The sequence below is a fragment of the Chthoniobacterales bacterium genome (assembly GCA_018883245.1).
Lineage (GTDB): Bacteria > Verrucomicrobiota > Verrucomicrobiia > Chthoniobacterales > JACTMZ01 > JACTMZ01.
In genome coordinates, this window is the sequence record VEQL01000017.1 from 15,197 (window position 1) to 35,024 (window position 19,828).

Annotated in this window: 13 protein-coding genes; 1 reads left to right on the plus strand and 12 read right to left on the minus strand. The window is 58.0% G+C overall.

From position 1 onward, the window contains the following. The first annotated feature begins 410 nt into the window (after positions 1-410). Complete coding sequence (locus tag FGM15_07475) at positions 411-1,529, plus strand: alpha/beta hydrolase (GenBank protein ID MBU3665699.1); 1,119 nt, start codon at positions 411-413, stop codon at positions 1,527-1,529. On the opposite strand, the gene FGM15_07480 is transcribed toward FGM15_07475, so the two are convergent. The 12 genes from FGM15_07480 to FGM15_07535 all read right to left on the minus strand — a co-directional run bounded on the left by FGM15_07480 (position 1,473) and on the right by FGM15_07535 (position 19,807). Further along, positions 1,473-2,621, minus strand: a complete 1,149-nt coding sequence (locus FGM15_07480; GenBank protein ID MBU3665700.1) for a beta-lactamase family protein — start codon at positions 2,619-2,621, stop codon at positions 1,473-1,475. The two genes, FGM15_07475 and FGM15_07480, sit on opposite strands and share 57 nt — an antisense overlap. A 75-nt stretch (positions 2,622-2,696) precedes the next feature. After that, positions 2,697-3,191 (minus strand): hypothetical protein, encoded by a 495-nt coding sequence (locus tag FGM15_07485; GenBank protein ID MBU3665701.1) that lies wholly within the window; start codon positions 3,189-3,191, stop codon positions 2,697-2,699. Positions 3,192-3,277: 86 nt separating this feature from the next. After that, entirely contained in the window at positions 3,278-5,389 is a 2,112-nt protein-coding gene (gene brxL, locus FGM15_07490) for a BREX system Lon protease-like protein BrxL (GenBank protein MBU3665702.1), read from the minus strand. Further along, positions 5,379-7,871 carry a BREX-1 system phosphatase PglZ type A gene (gene pglZ, locus FGM15_07495; GenBank protein MBU3665703.1) on the minus strand — a complete coding sequence of 831 codons (2,493 nt, stop codon included), beginning with the start codon at positions 7,869-7,871 and terminating at the stop codon, positions 5,379-5,381. Before pglZ ends, brxL begins: the two co-directional genes overlap by 11 nt. Before the next feature lie 3 nt (positions 7,872-7,874). Further along, positions 7,875-9,425, minus strand: coding sequence for a hypothetical protein (locus tag FGM15_07500; GenBank protein ID MBU3665704.1), 1,551 nt, complete (start codon positions 9,423-9,425; stop codon positions 7,875-7,877). Beyond that, positions 9,281-12,712, minus strand: a complete 3,432-nt coding sequence (gene pglX, locus FGM15_07505; protein ID MBU3665705.1) for a BREX-1 system adenine-specific DNA-methyltransferase PglX — start codon at positions 12,710-12,712, stop codon at positions 9,281-9,283. Before pglX ends, FGM15_07500 begins: the two co-directional genes overlap by 145 nt. Then, entirely contained in the window at positions 12,709-13,494 is a 786-nt protein-coding gene (locus tag FGM15_07510) for a hypothetical protein (GenBank protein ID MBU3665706.1), read from the minus strand. The genes pglX and FGM15_07510 overlap by 4 nt, the downstream gene beginning before the upstream one ends. Continuing rightward, a complete protein-coding gene (locus tag FGM15_07515) occupies positions 13,488-14,477 on the minus strand; it encodes a hypothetical protein (protein MBU3665707.1) in 990 nt (329 codons plus the stop codon). Before FGM15_07515 ends, FGM15_07510 begins: the two co-directional genes overlap by 7 nt. 70 nt (positions 14,478-14,547) lie before the next feature. Next, on the minus strand, positions 14,548-18,057 hold the full coding sequence (gene brxC / locus FGM15_07520; GenBank protein MBU3665708.1) for a BREX system P-loop protein BrxC: 3,510 nt from the start codon (positions 18,055-18,057) through the stop codon (positions 14,548-14,550). After that, positions 18,054-18,641 carry a DUF1788 domain-containing protein gene (locus FGM15_07525; protein MBU3665709.1) on the minus strand — a complete coding sequence of 196 codons (588 nt, stop codon included), beginning with the start codon at positions 18,639-18,641 and terminating at the stop codon, positions 18,054-18,056. Before FGM15_07525 ends, brxC begins: the two co-directional genes overlap by 4 nt. After that, entirely contained in the window at positions 18,638-19,273 is a 636-nt protein-coding gene (locus tag FGM15_07530; protein ID MBU3665710.1) for a DUF1819 family protein, read from the minus strand. The genes FGM15_07525 and FGM15_07530 overlap by 4 nt, the downstream gene beginning before the upstream one ends. Positions 19,274-19,456: 183 nt before the next feature. After that, positions 19,457-19,807, minus strand: coding sequence for a hypothetical protein (locus tag FGM15_07535; GenBank protein MBU3665711.1), 351 nt, complete (start codon positions 19,805-19,807; stop codon positions 19,457-19,459). Positions 19,808-19,828 lie beyond the last annotated feature (21 nt).

Genomic DNA, 19,828 nt, shown 5'->3' on the forward strand with positions numbered 1-19,828 from the left:
TCGTTTTTGGACCGAGTTGACATGAGTTGAAATTCGTTATGTCCCGTTTGTTGCAAACCGTTGCAAAAATTCAAAGAAATTTCGGGGGTGCATCGGTGCACGTAGCTATTTCCCGTGCACCGCGGCGTCGTCGCTTTTGCAACAATTCACCAGAGTAAACGCGTCCTCAGGAACTCCTGCGTGCATTTAGCGCCGCACGTTCGCTACAGCAGGGTCCTAAACCAAGGCGGAATCGTATTTGCTGCAGAGCCTGCTTACACCGCGCCGACCCCGGCACCACCAACACCCCTGCCCCGCCCCGACCGGCGTTCTGAGAGGTCGTAAAGCCGCTGCCAAGGCCTGCGATCGTCGCCGCGGCATGAGAAGACAAGAACTTGCCTTCGCGCTCGCCTTGCGAAACAAGCACCCAGATGCATGCCCTGCTTTTGCGCCCTTTGATCCACGTGGCCATGTCGACCGCGGTGGCTTGCGTGATGATTGGTTGCGAGCAAAAGGACAGTGCCCGACGCGTCGGTCCTGAGGAGGGTTTTGTCCGCGTCGCGGAAAACGTGGATTTGCACTACCGCGACTGGGGCGGCGACGGTCCGCCGATTGTGCTGCTGAGCGGCCTGGGCAATACGGCAGCGATTTTCGACGATCTGGCACCGCAGCTGACGAATGCTCACCGGGTCATCGGACTGACCCGCCGCGGGTACGGCGGTTCAACCGTGACGGCAGAAGGCTACGATGTTGCTTCGCGCGTGGCGGATGATGCGGCAGCCATGCAGGCTCTCGGCATCAGGCGGGCACTGTTGGTTGGACACTCGATCGCGGGAGATGAGTTGACCGGTATCGTGCAGGCGCGACCCGATCTGGTTGCGGGTTTGGTTTACCTTGATGCGGCTTTCGACCGCACCGACCAGGCGGCCGATGCAACATTCGCTGGAGTGGTGCCACTTTTGCCGCAGCCAGAAGAAGTCGTCCGCTTCTCCAGCGACGAAGCGGAGGTGGCATCAGGAGAATTGAAGCTGAAAAGCTTCGCTGCCGCCCGACGCTTGATCGAAGCAGAGCAGGGAGCGCCGGTGCCCGCCAGCGAGCTGCGCGCACAACTGTCGGTCGATCGGAACGGCGTTTACCATTTCAAGGACACCTCCGCTCAAGAGAGGGCGATCCGCACCGGTTCCAGTCGCGTCAAGGCCGACTACCGGGGCATCGTCGTGCCGGTCACCGCGCTTTATGCCGATTGGGGCGACCCGGCGGCGGCGTTTCCCATCACAGCCTTGGCAGGAGCGGAAGCGCGGGAGACCTTGCGCCACCATGCGACCAAGATGGCTACATGGGCCGAGCAAGCTGGCCTAAAACAAGTGCGCAGCCAAGTGCCAGCCATTGTGGAAGTCGTCCCCGGGGCACCACACTACATCTTCCTCAAAGAACCGGCATTGGTCAGCCGGCATATTCTCGAAACCGCGGCCCGCGCCGCGTGGCAGAACAACCTAGACGCAACGCCGCAAGAGGCAGGCACCGAGACCAGCCGCGGCCAAGGCCAGTAACGAATACGTCGACGGCTCTGGCACGAGCAGGGGCCTGATTTGCGAGGCCACCTCGTCGGGGAAGTGATAGCCGTCGGTAGAATACGAATTGGCGAGGACGACCATCGTCTGGTCCAGCGCCGGATCATAAAGGGCAATCGTTTGGTAGCCGGGCGGATAGCTGCCGTTGTGCCCAACCCAACCCTCGGCATCCATGACACCAAAACCGTAGCCGAAGCCCTCGGCGAGCGGGACCAGATCAAGACGCTCGCTCTGACTTTGGGCAGACACCAAGTCGCCGCGTCCCACCGCCTCGATCCAAACCCGCACGTCCTCCAAGGTTGAAACGATGCCCCCCGCCCCGCCGAAGATGGACGGGTGGCCGACTTCGGCTAAGGTTTGCGCTCCCGTGGCGGAATCAACCAGGTAACCGCGCGCGTAGGGATCCGGCAGGTCCGCGGTCGCAGGGTAAGCGGTCTGAGTCAGGGACAGCGGTGTGGTGAACGCCGTCTGGAATTCCTGAGACAGACTGTTGCCCGTCACCTGCTCGATGACCATTTGCAGCAGCACGGTGTGCGTGTTCGAATACTCCCAGGTTGCTCCCGGGGCGAAATTGGGTCCCTTCTCATTGGCCCGTTCCACCAACTCCAAGGGGCTCCAGACCCTGAGGGGAGCGGCCGTGACCGCCGCAATGAAGTCGGGGTCGCGGGAGTAATCGAAAAATCCCGCGGTCATGTTGCCGAGCTGTCGCAGGGTCGCCGTGCCGTTAAGCAAACCCGAGCCTGGCAGATTCACGTAAGCGCTGATCGGATCGTCGAGCGAGAGCCGCCCAGAATCCGCCAATTGAAGCACCCGTGTCGTGGTAAACGTCTTGGTGATGCTCGCGATGCGAAAATGGTCTGCGACCGTCATCGGCACACCGCCCCCGATGTCGGAGAAACCGCGCGCAAACACCGTAACCGGTTGACCTCCGCGCCAAACTCCGACAACGGCACCCGCCACGCTATTGGCTGCCATCTCCGCCTCGACGATGGACTGGATGTCGGAGGCCAGGTCCGCGCGGATCGGAGTTAAGGCAACGATAAGGGCCAGTAATACGAAGACTGCTTTCATCAAGGCTAAGCGGCTGGCGCGAAAACTACGTTCGGCAGTGTGCTTTGCCAAGGCGGGACCAACTGCGGGCAGAGCTTATCGACACCGCACCGATCCCGGCACCACCAACACACCTGCCCCGCCGCGCCCACTGCTCTGCGAGGTCGTAAAGCCGCTGCCAAAGCGCGAGGTCGTAGCCGAGGCACCCGAGCTGGTACGGCTGATCGTGCCGTCGCCAAAGCGCTGGGTCGTCGTTGTGGCACCGTCCGAGGAGCGGCTGATCGTGCCGCTGCCAAAACGGCTGGTGGTCACCGTCTGGCCGTCGCGCCCGCGCGTGATGGCCCCATCGCCAAACTTGCTTGTGGTGAAGTTCTGGCCATCTGACCCACGGGTGATCCAACCGCTGCCGAAGCGCGAGGTCGTGTAGCTTTTGCCGTCCGAGGTGCGGGTGATGTAGCCATCCCCGAACTTGCTGGTCGTGGCGTTGCCCCGGACGCCAGGAATGACCACCGGGGCGGTGCACCTGTCCTGCCCGAAAGACGGACCAACCAAGACCAGATAGATGCAGAGGCCAAAGCCAAGGCTTCTCATATTCCTATTCAGCCACATTTCAGGCCGCCTGCAAGCCGTAGGCGCTTATGACACATAAACTGGTTGCGTTCACAGCTAAGCCTCATTCAAGCCTTTAAATAGGTTACTTCCACGCCACGCGTCAGCCTGGCCTCTTGCATCGCTTGCTCTAGAGAAAATGGGCCGCTTTCAAACTTTTGGAAAATGTCCAAACCACGATCCATGGTGATTTTCCACCCGCTGTCGGTGGTGATATTGCGGGCATGGAAACTGGGGTTCGCATCAAGCTCCCAACTGAACGCCACGCGCGAACCTGTGAACGCTTCGACGATCTGGTTGAGGTTCTCCTCCTGTTTGACGCAGGAGACATCATCAGACTGGGTCACCAAATGAACGGAAGCTTCATCGCCCTCCGGGACAAGTTCGTGGACCATTTGAAGGAATTCCATGAGGTTCCGCACTTGAAAAAACAACCTCACGTAGGGGTCATGGATGGTGATTCGTTGAGCTCCAATCAGGTGCTTGGCAAAAAGGCGCCGGTAACTCCAACCCGTGGTGTTCTCGGGGACGACCAGATGACCTGGTTGCGGTGCTTCGACAGCTGCGGCGGCCAATGAAGATGCCGGAATGGCAGAGTCCGCGGCTACTTCGACCGCTGGCGTTTCCTCGCCGACCGGTCGGGGCGCGGCAAACAAGGGATACTGTTGCTCCTCGGGAGTTGTTACCGAGACCGGCTCCCCGTCCAGAGGCTTGAAAACGAAATCATGCCTCTGGAATGTGTCGTCGATGCGAAGGATGTGCTCGCGCACTCTTCGCCGGCATTCCATGGCGAAGTGCAGGAGTTCTTGGATCTCCGCTGAGGTAGCTCCACCTGCGGGGTAAATAATTTTCATGAGCCCAGAAAAGGTCTTCTCGAACCCGGTCTGATCGCGGGTCGAAACTTCGGAGACCACCTCACAGTGTTCTTTGTAAGCGCCGGTGAAATCCTCCGTCCGCTGGTGTTTGAGGATCTCTGCAATGTAGTCGACAATGAAGCCGTAGCCGCTGGTAAAGAGTTCGGCCCGAACTACTGGCACCTCCCATCCGGGGCTGAAAGCGTGCAAACGATCGAGGAAGGCGGAATCGATGTATTTGTCGGGCAACTGGTCAAAAAAATGTGAGTGCTTGAGCATGTAGGCCACGGACTTCTTCGTGTTGCCCATGAAGACCATCGAAGCCTCCGCGGTCAGCTGCTCGATGCCACGAGAGAAAGAACGGTTCGCCATGTAGTTCTTCATGATATCCACCAGCGCCTTGTCCACTTTCTTGTCTTTTCCGGCGAACTCATCGAAGCAAATGGCATCCCAGAACCCCACCAGCCCGATCTTTCCGGAGGAGTTGTTGACGAAAAGTTTAGCAACGCTGATTTCGGCTCCTGAGATGAGAATTCCGTGTGGGGAAAACTCGGCATAGACATGGGACTTTCCCGTGCCTTTCGGACCGAGTTCGATGAGGTTGTAGTTCCGTTCGCAGTAAGGCACCAAACGAAGCAGGGCAAGGAGCTTGCCCCGGCGGGTGAACATCTCCGGATTGAAACCGATGCTCTGCATCAGCACGTCGATCCATTCCTCGGAAGTGAATTTCGACCGGGCCGCCAGGAACTCCTCGTAGTCCACCTTGGCCACTTGGATTGGTTTGAGGGTGTCGATGGTCCAAGGACTGCGCTTGGTGTCGTCGGCCACTTCGTAGGCGACATCCACGATGCACCAGATGCCGCCAACCAAAAGCTTGGGGAACCGGCGAACGAAGTCGTCGGACACAGGCACCTTCTTGAGTCCGAGGTTGGTAAACTCCGCCTCATAGAATCCACCCTTCTCGTTGAGTTCGACAGTCAGTTTATCGATGACCTTGTGGCGCCCCTTCTCCTTGATCGTAGATTTAACCAACTCAGCCAAGTTGCGCTGGACGTAGTGCTTGGCAAGGATTCGCTGCACGGATTCCAAGCCGGTCTTGAGCACAACCGGGTCGTCGGTCGCGCAGTGTTGCCCGAGCAGGAATTCCAGCACGTAGGTCGGCACCACGGCATTTTGTTTGAGGCCTTTGGTGAGATCCTTCCGGACAACCAGTCCGGGGAACGCGTCGATGAGTTTACGGTCCAAATCGCGAAGCGGCGGGGAATCGAGAAGCAGTGCTTCGGTCACGTCCTGTGGAGGGGTGTTCTGATCGGATTCAGGATTCATCGAAGTCGCTGGTGAATGGTTTCTGGATTTTGATGGGATGTGATTTGTAGGTGACCGTCTGGGCTGTTCCGGGAAGCGTCTCCTCCAGCCGGATCTCCGCCTCGGTATTATTGTGGGAATCTGCTGTCCGTGAAAGCACGAGCACGAGGTTGAACTCACGCTTTCGCGGATCCTCGTCGTCGATATCCGCCTGCACGACTTTGACCTCGGAGAGGACGGCACCGTCCTTTGCATAGAGACCGACCCGCAGAGTTCTCGGAAGTAACTTTGTTGTGACTGCCTTCTCTTGATAAAGGGACAGAGCTACCTGACCGGTTGTGATCTTTGAAGGGACGCGCATGAACTCTACCTCAACCCGCCCAGTGTCGTCGGTGCGAGCCTTGTGGATGTGGATCACCGGCACGACAGTTTCCTGCAGCGTGAACCCTCCGTGAACGTAACGCTTGCCAGATCCTTGGATGGGAAAACGGCCGAGTGATTTGGGAAATGCACAGTGCCATGTCCCAGGAAGATCGAGTTGGTCCGCGCTAAAGGTGATGACACCGGTGTGATCGCCCACGCTTTCAGTAATGGCGAAGCGCCGGTTGCGCATCAGCCAAGCCGCGCCCGCAGGGAACTGGGTGTCATCGTCTTCCGAAAGAGGGTCCTGCTGGAAAAGAAAGCCATGGTCGGACACGAGAAGCATGTTGTTGCCGTTCACGTTGGCTACCTTCTTGGTTATCTGCAGCAGTTCCTCGAAAGCATGCTCCACAGCTTCGAACGTCTTGGCCTCCGTAGCCAAAGCATCCCCGGTTTTGTCGATCGTGTTGTGGTAGATGTAGATCACGTCGTGCTCCCGCATGAGCGTCCTGCCTTCGGTCTTGGTGTTCAGTTCAAGGAAACGCTCGGCTTGGATCGCGGCACCCCGCCCCCCAGTTGCTGCGCGCAGGATTTCGCCCCGGTTTTCCGTTCCTGTGGCACTACGACCATCGACCGCAACCTGACCGCTGGCGGGGTCCAACTCCAACTTGGAGCCCGGCAGCAGCGCCGCCATGCCTAGCTGCGTGAAGGAAGGGAGTGAACTTAAGACGGCATCCACCTCCGCCGTGAAACGGTTCTCAGTGTTGATGCGCTCGGCGAGGGAGGCTGCGGCCTCGTAACGGAGGGCATCGGACACAATGACGAACACCTTCTGCCCCTTCTCCAAGTAGGGCGCGACGAAGGTTTCGTAGAAGCGTTGTTGAGGCGTCAACGAGGTGCACGCCCATTTCTCCAAGGCACCAACCCTGTCGCCCCAGCGATCCGCCAGCGGAAGGAGGAAGTTGTTCACGTAGGTCTTGCCGAGCCACCCCGCCAGCCGCTCCATCACGTTGACTTGCCCGTAGCGGCGTAGGTGCAGACAAGCCTCACGGTAAGCGCGGTCGATTTTCCACCAACTCTTGCGGTAACGCTCGACGCCCGCCTCGACGGAATCCACCGTCAACTCGGCTGAGGCGATCAACTCTCGCAAAGTGACGGCCTGCTGGATGGCTCCGTAGCCGTGTTGGTGCTCAGGGAACCAGAAGGAATTCCGTCGTGCTTGGATCCTCTGCTGGACGTCCTCAGCGCGGGCCCCGTCTTCAAAAGCCCGGCAAAGCTGGTGGATAGTGAACTTCTCGAAAACCTCAAACGTGTCCGCCCCACCAAGGACTAGTTTGCCCCCTGCTGCCTCTAACTGCGATGCCACACGAAAATCCTGTTCGAGGGCCGATGCCCATGCCCGGAAGGATTCCCGGTGCGACTGACTGTCCTTCCACCGTTGGAGGAACACGACCGCATGCGCTGACTGCGAGACAGCGGAGTCGAGCGGATTCGCACCACGGAACAACGTCACCGCGAAATCCCGCAGGGACGGAGTCTCTGGCGAATAGCCAAACAGTCTGCCGACCTCCTTCCAGAACGGTTCCAGCAAGTTGAACTCGCCCAAGGCCGCCTCGGCTGGGTCGAACATCTCCTGTCTGGAAGCACGCTTGAGAAACTCCAGCAGAATCAAATCAATCTCCGCAGGGCAGCCGGCCATGATCGCCATCATTTTCAGACGCAGCTCGGGAACTCCATCATGCTTGGAGATGGCCTCTTTGAAGGCCTGCGCCCGTTTGGGGTCTTTGAAGAACTCGACATGTTCTTCGGCCAAGGATCGAAACTCGTAGGGCAGCCCCACCTCTTGCACGGCCAGCGAAGCACGGTCGGCTTTGAACTCGTGCCCCTGCAGCAGAAGATCCAGCAGCCAGTTGTCCGCATCCGGGGGACGGGCTGACGGCGAGTAAACCAAGAAGCGCGCCCGAACGTCCCCGCCAAGGATTTTGACTTTCAGACCGAAATCATTTCGATCCAGAACGAGCTTTTCCACCCCCTCTACGGCGAAGGCATCGAAGACCTTCCGCCACTCGCCCTGGGTGTCATACCAGAAAACCAGACGGTGCCGTTGGAAAGTCTGTTGCAGGCTCTCGTGGATGCGTTTCATGCGCTATTTCCCAAAACTTTCGACTTCTTGAATCCTTCTAGCCAAGTCGCCCAAGGAGGACCAACTGCCTAGATCTGGGGTGAAACGTGCGAAATCTTTCTGAAACTGCTCAACAGAGATTTCGCTCGCAGCAAAACCGTGTTTGACGAAAGCCGCATGGATGTCTTCGATTTTTAGATTGCCACAATTGTCCACGCTTAACGTGAGCACGCTCGCCCACCATTCTCGATGTTTCGAAATTGGCAGCGCGGATATTATCTCCAGCAGCCTAGCTAGGGACACCTTTCCTGATTGGAATTCGTGAAACTTCTCTGGCTTCAGAAAACTCAGAAAGACAAGAAAGATCACTGCATTCGCGATGTGGTAATAAAGGTCCCCGCTCTTCTTTTCGCGCACCGACGTCATGTGGCCGAGGATTCTGAATCCCTCCAGAATCTGACGCGGTGTCAGGCGAAAGTCGTAGGGCAGTTCCGTTAGCGCGCGGCGCGTGTTATTTAAATTAAGCAGCGATTTACGACGGGGAGTTTCTGGGGCTGAGTCGTCGAGATAGCGGTCGGTGTATTTGTTGACAAGATTCCGAATGCCGGCTTCATCCGGGATGGGGAGACGAATGTTCCGGTGGGCGAATTTGCGAAAATACTCCGGGAAATTCAGACCATCTCCAAACATTGCCCGTGCCGAGTTCTCCAATTGCTTCAGATCAACCCCGATCACAAAAACGAAGCCCTCGATATCGAAGATATGCTTGATCGTCTCAAGATATTGGATGGCAAAGTCTGGCCGGCATCTGTCGAGTTCATCCACAAGGATAAACACCGCCTGCTTGCGCTCCTGGAAGAGAGACCGTAGAGCAACTTTCAAGCGCCCAAGAGCCTTCTTCCGCGACTGAAAAAGATTGAGAATATCGGGCGCCACTGGTTTCTGGCTGCGTTTGGCATTTTTAACCTCAGCTAATTCCCCAGCTGCAACGGCATCAATCCCCGTCCAATGACTGACTGCCGAATTTGCCATCCCGACCATGAACCAACCGAGGTTTCGGGTCGCTTCCTTGACGGAATTAAGACGGCTGACAGTCTTTGGGTCTTGTATGCGCTCAGAAAGCTCTCTGTCGATAGCGTCCACGAGGGACAGCAGCGGGTCGCCACAATAATCGTCCTCCCACGCATTCAACTGAATGCACAGGGGAACATCGGCGTTAGTCCCGCGGCAAGAGTCCAAATGGTTTTTCCACATCTGAAAAAACGTAGTTTTACCACTTCCAAAAGGTGCACTGAGACTGACAACCAAACTGCCCTCGACGAATTCCCTCTCGCCTAACAAAAAGCCTTCCAGCTTAGTAGCAAAGCCGTTCCAGCCGAACGCGTCCGTTGTTTCAAAACGGCAATCGGATGCTTGAAGTGTGGGGGACATTATTCCTCCTTCTTCTCCAAGCCCGCAATCTTCGCCAACAGTCCGGGGAACTTCTGGTAGTTCACCTTTACGCCGTCGTCGAGGTCTAGCTCGATGCGTTGCTGGGCGAGCGGAAGGACGACGTCCCGCTCCCAGTCTTGGCATTCTTTGAGGGATTTGCGGAGTTTGTCGGCTTCCTTGCGGGCGGCGGTTTTTTCGCGGGTGCTTGTGGTGGTGGCTTCGACATTGGCCAGGTGGTTGAGGCGGGCGTCGAGTTTGTGGATGAATTCGCGCAGATATCTGTTCAGGAGAGTGTTGACGGTGTCCCTCGTGTAGCGGTGCAGGTAAAGGAGCGCTTGGAAGCTGCCGTTGGGACTGGTGAGGAGCCAGTAGATGGGGCGCTTCTTGTAGCCGTAGGCGCGCTCGTTGCTGAGGTGGTTTTTGTAGAAGTCGCGGAGGAAATACTTCCGCAGGTCTTTGCCCAAGGCTTGCTCCAGCCAGGCCATGTTTTCATCGAGGTGCGCCGCGCCCCAGGCGGCTTTGAGGAACTCACGGGTGCGGGCGACCACGTCGTCCGGGAACCACTCGCCGTCGAGCACGGGGATGATGCCGTCTTCGTCGGGGGCGAAGGTAGCCTTTGGCACTTTGGAGAGGTAATCCTCCACGGTCGCGCCGGCATCGGCGAGGATGAGGCCGGGCTGGTCGAGCGAGTAGCGGCCCATCATGCAGCCGACGGCGTAGGAGAGGAGCGCGGCGGCGTCCTTGGTCTGGTCGGCGCGCGCGAGGGTGATTTGCTCCTCGGGCACTTCGGGCTGCAACTCGCCGTCGAGCCCATAGGCGGCGATGAAGAGTCGGTTGTTCTCCGTCTCCAACTCCTGCATCCGGCGGATGGCGGCGGTGCTCTGCGCCTGCCAATTCCGCCAGCTCGCCTCCAGAGTCGCGCCCTTCAGCCCCGGCCGCAGTAACGGCTGGTCACGGAAGTCCCACGAGCTCTCGAAGTTGTCCCAGTCGTCCTTTGCAATGGAAATCGACGGCGATACAAGTTCCTGAACCAATTGTCGATTGAGGTCGTTGGGGAGCGGAACGTTCCGAACATCTTTGACCTGAATGTCGATTGACGGATTTAGAAGATCCAAAACTGTCTGCGCAAGCGGGCTATTCAGTAGTCCCAGCAATAGATACTTGTCGTCATCGCTCTTGAGAAACACCGAGGAGCCCACTTTGTCGAAGGTAGTGTTCTCCGGAAGCAGTCGAAATCCAGCGAGCGCAGTGCCGACACGACTCCACGTGATTCCTTGCCGATACCAGAGATACTCAGGAATGATGCGAGCGCTGCCGTCTCTCCGGTAGTGAGCGCGAGCTTCTGGCGACCAGTCGACTACTGCTTCTAAATTCCCATACCACCGTCGAAATGGGCCGCCCTTTGCATAGAGCAACCACTTCTCGCCTTTACCAATGGTCGTAGATCCGACTTCCCAGTGATTGCGAACAAACCGTTCGTTGTCGGCGGTAATGTTTTGTCCGTCAGAAATTGTCAGGTCGAACACATGTTGGTTCTTGAACGCAGCTCTTACTTGATCGCCGATCCAATAGGCGACCGGACTGCCCGGAATTGCCGCGAACTCCTTTTGCGAAACATGGCTGTAGCAGTTTCTCCGCTCGCGGAGTGCCTCGTCTTTGATTGTCTCGTTGCCATCGACCAACCGGAAGAAGGTGGAGTTGTAGCCATCAAGATACCGATTTGCGCAGCAGAAGGCGGCAACCGTAACAATTTCGCCCGAGATTGTGTCAAAGGCTCTCGCGCCCAAGTGCGCCAGCGAAAGAATCGTTTTGGTGGAAAGCACCTCAATGCGAAACGCCTCAAAGCTGTGTAGAAACATCCAACTCTGCATGGTAACCATCGCGCAGTAGCCGTTGTTCTTTGCTAAGGAAAAACCACGTTCCATGAACATGGCGTAGAGATCCGTTTTCGAATTCGGAAAGTGTGATTTGGCGAAGTCCTTCAAACTTGCGCCCATCTGCTTCGGGCCGAAATACGGCGGGTTCGCCACGGCGACGTGATAGCGTTGGGTGAGCGCCTCGGCTTGTTCAAGCACAAGCAAGACTTTGCGGTGCGTCTCGCGCAGGAACAACTGGTCGCCCAACTCCTTCGCCTCGATAGCTCGGCGAATATCGGAGATGGCCCGTTCGTCGAGGCACGGCTGGATAAGTGAGCCGAAGCTTTTTGCCTCCTCGAATTGATGCAGCATCTTGAGCACCGGCTGATCGAAGAGATCGCCCAGTCCGAGCGCGCGGACGTAGTCGTGCAGCTCGTTTTCCTCGAAGCGCACTTCCTCCAGGCACAGCACCTTCGGCGCGACGGCTCGGCGGAAGGCCGAACGGGAAACTTCGCGGGCTTTGCAGAGGAGCGCGAACTGCGCGAGCTGGGCGGCGCGCGGGCAGATGTCGAGTCCGTGGAGATTGTGGGTGAGGATGAGTTCCGCGATCTGGCTCGGGGGATATCCTTCCTCCTCGTAAATCTTCACCAGCAAATCGAAGGCGTAGGTGAGCATGTGCGCCGAGCCGGCGGCGGGGTCGAGGAGCCGGATGTCTTCGGGCTGGGCGATTTTCAGGAAGTCGGTCTCGGGCTCACCCTTAATGTAGTAGGGCATGTGCTCGCGCAACCGGGACTGGGGCCGGTTCAGCAGCCAAAGGCGGCCGAGGGAGTTTTCGACGAGGTAGCGGACGATCCAGTGCGGGGTGAAGAGCTGGGTGACGGCGGGGATGTCCTCCTTCGGCACGGCGGCGTTGCGCGCCATGACGTTGTCTTTTTTCTCCGAGATGTAGAACTGGTAGAGCCAGCCAAGGATTTCGACATCCTTGCAATCGTCGTCGCTGATCTCGGTGCGGAAGCCCTCGGCGACCGATGTGGCAGTGAGGAGGTCGTCGGGCAGGAGGAGTTCGGTCTCGTCGTTGAGCTGCTCGAAAAGAAAGGGCAGCGTGGCGTGGTAGAACCGGCACACGGCGAGCACGAGATGGCGGTAAACCTCGCCCTGCGGATCGGCCCCAGCGATGGCGGTGGGCAGGCGGCCATCGAGCAGGTCATTGAGCCGGTCGGGATCGGTGTGCGGGCTGAGTTCCGCCGGCAGCGAGCCGGCACGGACGAGCTTGAGCAGTTCTGGCTGGGTTTCCTCCGCCGTGGCTGGCGTGAGAACGCGAGCATGAAAAGGATGCCATCCGCGGGCATCGAGGAACCGGATGGCAGCGAGACGATTGAACCAAGTGTAGGCGACGCGCTCGATGAGCGTTGTGCGGTCGCGGTCGGCCTCTTTGCGCAGCGACTTCACCTGCTCGGCCGCGGCACGAAGATCAGGCGTATCCCCGGTAAGCACGTAGTCGAGCTTCCGCGTGACCGCCTCCATGAGTTGGCGGCGCACAGCGGGCGCGAAGGATTTGAGCGCGGAGGTGTTCATGCTGAGGGAAGGCGGAAGTAGGTTTGGATCGCCGAGCGTAGTGCGGCGGGCTTGAGACCGGCCGCGACGGTGTTTTTCAAGGAGGCTTGGATGCCAGCCCACTCGGGAGAGTCCTCGGGAAAATCAGAGATGAATTTTGCCAAGTCAGCGACGATGGAAACGGGCAGCTCTGGCCCGGGTTCTCCCGGAAGCGTCGCAGCCAGCCGGAAGACATCGTTGCGGTGTTTGGCGACGTCTTTGGAGTCGATGTCCTCGCCTGCTGCTTTCCGCTGGCTCAGGTCCGACCACGCGCGCGCTTTCAACGGGATGAGCGCGGTCGCGTTGGCAAACGGGAGACCAGCCTGCGTAATGCTCTGATTTCGGATCAGCGAATAATAGGTATCGTCGAGAAGAATGGCGGAGAGGCTGTGCTGGTCAGAACCAGCAGGGACCGGAACGATGACCTGCCCGTCGCCCATTTCGATCCCTTCGGGCTTGCGGCAAAACAGCTCCAGCATGAACGGGAATTCGGGGTTCTCCGGTTTGGCGAAACGATAGAGCACCGGCGCACCCTCGGACTTCTCTTGAATCGCATAGTTGCCCTCGGCGACGAAGGCCCGGAGCGCCGCAACGAAGGCCGGATCAACCATTTCTACAATGAGGACGATGTCCAGATCCTTGGTGGCGCGGAACGTAGCTCCCTGCCGGGCAAACCATTCGTGGCAGGCGGCCCCGCCGATCAGGACGAAGGCGGCTTCAAATTCCCGGAAGCGTTCCCGGAAAACGTCGAGGCCTTTCACCATGGGAAAGCCTCCAAGAGTTTACCCACTTGCTGCTGGACCCGCTCGTCGGGAGAGTCCGCAAGGCTGAGGCAGAGAGAGAGGTCATCAACGCAGTCGCCATCGGACAGCAAGGTGGGGTCATAGGCCCAGCTCTCGATGCGGACATTGGCATCCTCCGGACCTCTGCAGCCGTGGAACACTCCTTTTTCAAGAAGTTGCTGATACCTCCGGCGGTCGAGGGCAAAAGTTGGTATGGAGTCCGGCGTGATAAGGGTCTTCTTGGCCAGAGCACTCATGCCGGCCAGGAGCGCCGGTGGCCCGGGCTGGTTCCATTGAACCCAGTGTTGGTGCCGGTCGGGGGCGAAGAGGAAGGGACGAGACTTATCCCAGAGTTCCCTCCGCTCGTAAGCGAAATGCAGCACGACAACTCTCCCCTCTTTCACAACTTCGCAGAGCCCGCTGGCTACCAGTTCGCTTTTCACCTTGGTAATCATGATCGGCGAGTAGCCGATGGTTTTTGCGATGTCTTGGAGGGGTATTGCGTTCAGTGGCTTGCGCTGAAGGTGAAATAGAAGCAGACACTGGGCGGCCGGCGTAAATCTGCTGCGCTGCTTTGTGTGCATAGGCACAGGCTGCCGGTCTCTAAGGTCAATCCAGACGGAAGGCAGGAAGGTCTGGCTTTTCGGAACCACAAAAGGGATTCGGCGCTGGATCATTGCTGGCCGCGCATACGACGGCAGCGAAGAAATAACGAAGACAACGCCCTCACCCAGCTTCTCCCTGAGGACCGATGCGTGCCGCTCGTATTCACCTGCGGAGAAACTCTCCGGAGGATCCTTCTCAAGCGCCATGACGAGTTCTTTGCCCAGCAACTTGGTTCCGTAAATCGCGTATCGTTCACGCAAATAGAGTGGGAGATTGGAATCCGGGCGGGGCGCGAGGAGTAACGGGTCTCCTGTGAGATCACTCCAGTATTCCGCCAACTTTGCCTTCAGGTTGCTCATCTTGGCTACACTACTATGCAATACTACACTTGTAAAGTGTAGAGTCGCTTACCTGTGTAGAGTCTTTCCCTCACAAGCTGATCCTGCTGCCCTTTTTGAGTTCTTTGATGGCTTCGGCACGGAGGGCGGCCAGCCATTGATCGAGATCGGCTTCGGATCCAATGAAGGGAAGACTGCAATCGGGCCGAAGTGCGGAGGCTGGGATGTAGGTCGGCACAGGCGTATCAGGTTTGGAAGACCCTCCCGCGCCAGGATCCTGTTTGCCCGAAGGCGCCGCCGCGAGGTGGGCCAAAAGCGCGAGCTGCGCCGGATAGTCCTGCGTGCGGTAGCGGTTGAGGCGATCCCGGATGGCAGTGACAAAGCGCGCAGACGCGATGGCAGCGCGCGCCTCACCGGTCGGGAGTAGCACGCGACCGGCATCGGCTTCGGTCAACTTGGCAAAGTCGGGAAGGCTCTGAAGTTTCGACTCATGTTCATCGAGAACCGTGGAGGCCGCGGCACCTTCCTCGCCAAGTAATGCCGCGATCTTCTTCCGCAGCTTGGCTACTGCGGCTTTGGCGGTAGGGACAACGTCGCCACGGAAAGGAGCCTCAGCCCCAGCCAAGTCACGCAAGGGCTTGATGTCCTCGGCAGGCAGGTCGGCAAAGTTGGCTTCTTCTTCGCGAAGGAAGGACACAGCTTCATCGTAAGCCTTGCGCTGAGGGCCGTGCATGAACGTCTTGATGGGATCCAAGAGGTCATCTTTCGCTTCCAACAGGGAGGTTTCGAAATCGCCGAGGTGGTTGAGGAGATAAGCGTAGTCCTTACCCGCCATCGTGGAGATTTGGTCGCGGACCGGGCGCAGGCTCTCCAAGAACGGGTAGCGCGAGGCTTGATCCAGCAAAACACCAAGGTCGGCGGCTTCGCCCGAGAGTGCCTCGTTGGTGATCTGGCCCGCGGATCGGGCGTCGGTGCCTTCGTTGGGCCGATCGAAAAACTCGTGGTGGAACCGTTTCAGGGCGTTGACTTTTGTGGCATCAAACTGTTCTTGCAGACGCACACGCACCACGCCGTGTTGGCGGGTGTTCTTCAGGTGCTCCAAAGCCGATCGGGCATCAAGGAGTTCGGAGGCGCGAAGCTCCAGCTTGCCCATGCGGAAAAGGCGTCCGATGAGAGTGCAGACAGCCAAGGCATGCCAGCCGTAGGGTCGGCGGGCGAAGTGGCGCACCATCGCTTCCACGGACGTCCGTTCGCCCTCGTTTTGGTTGCGTTGGACGTAGGTGAGGATTTCTTGCTCGGCCTCGGAGACAGGCATCTGGCCGCTCGCCAGCAGGTCGTCCGGTTCAAGGAGAGTCTTGCTGAGAGTAGTTTCGTCGTAGCTTCCTTTGAGCATCCGGAGGTTGGGAAAGGCGAAGCCGATCAACTCCTGCGCGGACTTGTGGAAGCGCATCTTGGGCTCTCCATAACCAACGGTGTCGAGTTTGGAGCCGTTGAGGTAGATGGGCGCTTTGCTGAAAAGGTCGGCGCAGAGTTCTTGGAGCGCCGTGCGGCGGCGGGCGTTTTGCTGACCGCGCTCGATGAGAATGGCGCGCCGCGTTTCGTCATTGCTGCCTCCAGTGTTTTGCTGGATGAACTTTTGAGTCCTTAGGAAGTGCCGAGCTTCGTCGATGAGACGAAGATTCGGCGGAAGGACCAGCAGTAGTTCGGACTTGCCGGTGTTCTGCGCGGCAAGGACAGCCGGTTCGGCGTGATTCGGGTGGTCCGGCGTAATGATGTTCAGGGCAACCTCGGCGTCCTTGCCGACGAGTTGGTCATCGAGCTTCCGGGCGTAGGGATAGTCCTGACCGTTGGCCTCGAAGCGGATCTTGGGATCACGGAGGAGGTCCACAAAGAGGACCTCGGCGAGTAGCTTCGTGACTTGGGAGTCCTCGATTTCCGTATTCTTGATCTCGACCTCGACGTCTTTCTCCGTGTCCGTGAGGAACTCGTAGAGGTCGCCGTTGCGCTGCAAATAAGACTGGCCGGCGAGCAGTTCCAAGGCGTCCTTGACGGCCTTCTCGTGGGCGGCGATATCCACCGTAGGGCGATCAATGAGGAGGATGGCAATGTTGCGCGGGGTGGCCTTGAACGCCTTCTCCCACTTGAGGAGGAAAAGCGCCTTGAGCACGCGGATGGCAAAGGGAGAGTGAATGGTGGCCGGTGCCTGTAAGATGGGCGTGATCTTGTCCGGTCGGAGAGCAGCCTCAATGCCCTCGTAGAGGCGATCAAAGGTCGCCAGTTCGCCCGGCTTCTCAGATCGCATCCGCTTCAGAACCTCTTGAAACACGGCCAGAAGGGAGCGCTGGCCCACGGACGTGTGCCGCCCGGCAAAGATCTCGTGCTTGGAAAGCTGCTCCACGCAGCGCTGGAACAAGTGAAAGTGGAACGGGGCGAAGGGATAAAGGGCGCAGAATTCATCGCTACCCCGCCAAGGCTTGAATTGCAGGGACTCGTCACCGAAGCGGAACAACGTGGCGAGATTCTCCTTCTCGGCGTCGTAAATCTCCGTCAAGCATGCCGGCTCTTCCTCCGTCTTGGCCAAGAGCCGTTTCCCGATCACCTCAACGACGTCCGCCGCTGTGAGGTTCACTCTTGTCTTGAACCGTGCTTCAATCCTGGAGAATTGGTCCGCCTGCGTCTTCTCAAACTCTCCGATGATGCCACGCAGGTCGGCCTGAGATGTGACAAACACCCATGCACGGCCGTCGCATACGGTGGCAAGCGTCTCCGCGACCGTCTGCAGGTTGAGCATAGACTTGGAGTTCTGGCCAATGAACTGTCCGACCTCATCGACGAAAAAGTTGAGCCGGAATTCTTTCCCTTGGGCATCAATGTAATCACGCACCTGCTCGGCGAAGGTCTCGATGTCGAGGCGGTAGTCGTCGCGAAGCTTAGTCAACACGTCCAAGCCCTCGGCCTCGGACATCTTGAAATGCTCGGCGTAAGCAGCGGCGAAGGCCTTTCTCCGGGCTGTGCTGATCACGTCGCGGTCGGTTTCCCACGAGCGGCCATTGACTTGCTGGTAGGTTTTCTTGAAGGAAGCCAGTTGGTCGGCACGATCGAGATCGTGTTCGAATTTGGCGATATGACCCTGCTTGCCGTGATAGCCGCGCAGGTCGTTCAGGACTTTAACAAAGACCTCCAAGATCGGCGCCATGCCATCGCCACCGATGTGGTCGGCCTTCTGGTCGATGTTGAAAAGGACGCTTTGGGCGGGGATGCGCGCGGCCTTGATCAGGTTGTCTTTAAGAATCTCATCTTCGACTCGAGGAAGCATGATATCCTTGGCATGTCGACCGTCTGCCAAAGGTCGGTGGTCCAGCAACAGGGAGAGAATTTTGAGTAGATGGGATTTGCCAGACCCAAAGAACCCGGAGATCCATACACCGTTTGCTGTTGTCTCATTGAGGTAGCGCTCGACAAATTGGTCCAAGCCCTTGCCAACCTCGCGTGTGATGACAAACTCCTCGACTTCGGTGACAAGGTGGCGTTGGTCGTCGGCTTTGATGACTCCTTCAATTGGGCGGTCAACGGGCTTGAGAAAAAGGTCCTGGATTTTCATACGGCTGGCAGTCGGTAGTGTTCGAGATTGAATGCCCGGTAGTAACCTTCGCCGGGGAGCGTTCCGAACAGACGCAGCTGGAAGCCCTTGCTGGAATCTTGAACATATTCACCGGGGAAAAAGAGCACCACGGGATGCCTGAGCATGGCGGGTTGGATGGCGTTGAGAAGGATGTGCGTTCGCAATGCAGGGTAAAGATGACCAATGCCGGATAGCAAAGTAAGACGGGCATTGGTCTCCTGCATGATGCCGGTCATGCGCGGAACTAAGCGCGTGGGGGCAGCGAAGTTTTGCCATGTCTCGCGTAGGTCCCGCCGGTCGTAATCCGCTTCGTCGGCGATGAGTTCATCGAGCAGATCCGCTTCCTTTAGTCCTTGGAGAAACAGTTTGAAGAGGTCCACCTCGGCGGTCTGGATTCCGGCATTGCGAAGACGCGCAGCAAGGGCGCCGATCATCGATGCCACCCGATCTTCTTCTGTAACATCGTAGGCGTGGATGAAAATCGGCACCTCGTTGGCCAAACCTTGCATGGAGAGAAATCGTTCGCTTGAAAGAATGCCATAGAGCCGGTCGGTGTGATTCATTGCTCAACACCTCCGATTCTTTGAATCTCGCTTTCGGGAACGAGAAAGGCAGCAAGCCAACGAGGATCATCTCGAGCTATTGCGGCAGAAAGAGCCGGCGACAACACTGGACGACGGATCAGGCCAAGTTCGGGTCCCGGCTCAAGAAGTCCTGCCTCTTTGAGCATGAGCAAGAGCACACGACGGATCTTGGCGTAAGTTGATTCGGCCAACTTGCCAAGCTCGGGGTGCAACGGAAGTTTCTCCGCGACGAAACACTCGTAATCAGACAACCGCAGGGTTGTATCTTGTAGCCCGAGTTTCGTCCGCAGGCACTCCGCCGCAAAATCATAAACGAAGGCTGAGTGCTTGGCTGCGGCCAACCAGCCGACGGCCTTGAGAAGGTCGGAAGTGGCCCCCGGCAGAAGTCGAAGTTGCTCGCTGGTGAGATTCTGGAGGCGCTGACGTATCTCGCGCTCCATTCGAATCGAGCTGGCTACGGATCGTGCTTGCAGAGCATTCGCTGTGAGCACGGCCGTTTTCGCGCTATCCCAAGAACCTGTAGGGACAAACCGATCGGCGATTGCTCCCACCATCTCAGGCCGCACGGAAGCGGCTGTGAAGCTAAAGGTGTAGGGACGCTGACGAAACATGGCGGCTAACGGGCGTTACGGTATTAGACCATCAGGAGTAGACAGATAGGGGGCATTTTTAGGGGCATGTCTCTGTAGGCTTAGAGAACCGAGAGACGATTGGCGAGCCGCTTCACAGAACTTTGTGGGTCATAAACTCAGCAGACCCTCCTTGGGGCCTGCTTGAGCTGACCGTAAAGACACTTACCCTGCCGAGTTCGGTGCAAAGCCCGCGTAAAGTTGCCAGAGTGGGTCCCGATTGCAGATTTTGACTGCGCCGGGAAGTGAAACGCGTGACGTTAGCTCGTCAACACTGACATCCTCACTGCTCGGCTCCGGGTCTTGGTCGTCGGGGAAATTCATGTGGCTATTGAACACCGAAGACCTGTATTCAAAGCCACCCTCTGAGGTCGCCACAAAGAGCGTGTGCTCGCAAACGTCACCCATGTCGAACGACCAGTCTGATTCATCTGCGACTTCCTCCGAGGGGATGATCTCTTTTCCGCAAAACGGGCATGCCATCGAGCCATCTGTTGTGTCTTTTTCGGTGATCATTGTGAAAGTTTCGGAATCTTG